The 1,019-nt window shown below is 60.4% G+C and carries 1 protein-coding gene; it reads right to left on the bottom strand.

Going from position 1 to position 1,019, the window contains the following annotated elements; genetic code table 11:
* Positions 1-13 precede the first annotated feature (13 nt).
* The coding region (locus AC1Q5S_RS22270) for an IS4 family transposase (RefSeq protein WP_492239458.1) at positions 14-1,019 on the bottom strand (1,006 nt) is incomplete at its 5' end.

Raw genomic sequence — 1,019 nt, 5'->3', positions numbered from 1 at the left:
CAATGCCAGTCAGTTAAGCCCTGACTGGCATTTTCTTTGTTGGGAACTTGCTGCGAGAGCGCTTGACCTCGCGGGGGAAGCTTCGCCCTGAACGACGAGGGGGGAGCACAAAGTAACGGGCTTGCTCAAGCAGCAGCTGCAGGTGTTGGGGCAGTGCTCCAGCGCGTGCCAGATGCACGGTGTTCAGTGCGCCAATGATGGCATGCTTGGCTGTGTGGAAGCTGATGCGTACAGGCTCGACCTTCACATGCTGGGCCATCAGGCGCATCCAGCGCCTGAGCAAAGTATGCGCAATCAATACGCCCCAGACCTCCTGTTTGACCAACTCCGGCTGCTTGCTGCGCAGCACGCCTGCGCCCTGTTGCAGCGACTGCTTGATCTCACGAAAGCCAAGCTCAATCTCCCAGCGCTGGCAATACATCTGTGCCAGTTGCGATGCGCCAAAGCGTTCGGGGTCAAGCATTGAGGTGATGAAGCGTCTGGTCTTGCCTTGCACCTCGGTCTGGATCAGGCGCGCTTGCCAGTGGCTTGGCAGTTCGGGGCAAAGTTTCCTGGCACGCTGCGAGATGGGCATGCGAATCAACCAGTCGCCCGCGCCCAGACATTGCACGACCTCATGGCGCAAGTTGTCTCTGGCCCGCATGAGCCAGTGGCGTTGCTCGCCTGCGCCCTGCCAGTTGAGCAGGAACGACGCCGAGAAATACGCGCGGTCAAACAAGGTGATGGAGTGATCCAGGCCGTGCAATCGGGCGGCCAGTGTCAATTCTCCTTGGGTGTAGTCACCCAGTTGCGCATCCAGAAGTTCGTGGCTATCTGTGTCCAGCAGGCATACGGCCCGAACCATGGGCCAGGGCTGGGGGCCGTACTGTGTCTTGCCGCTTCCCAGCACCTGGCGGTTGTCTGCACTGTCGGGCGCAGACCAGACCACCCCATCGACGGCCAGCACACGCAAGCGATCTTCATGCACGGGATGCGATCTTGCCCAGGCCTGCGTGAGCAGTGCAAACAAGTGCTCCAAG

The sequence above is a fragment of the Acidovorax sp. GW835-FHT14B10 genome (assembly GCF_058793725.1).
The sequence above is the reverse complement of the archived record's forward strand: the minus strand, read 5'-3'. Positions and strand labels throughout refer to the sequence as shown.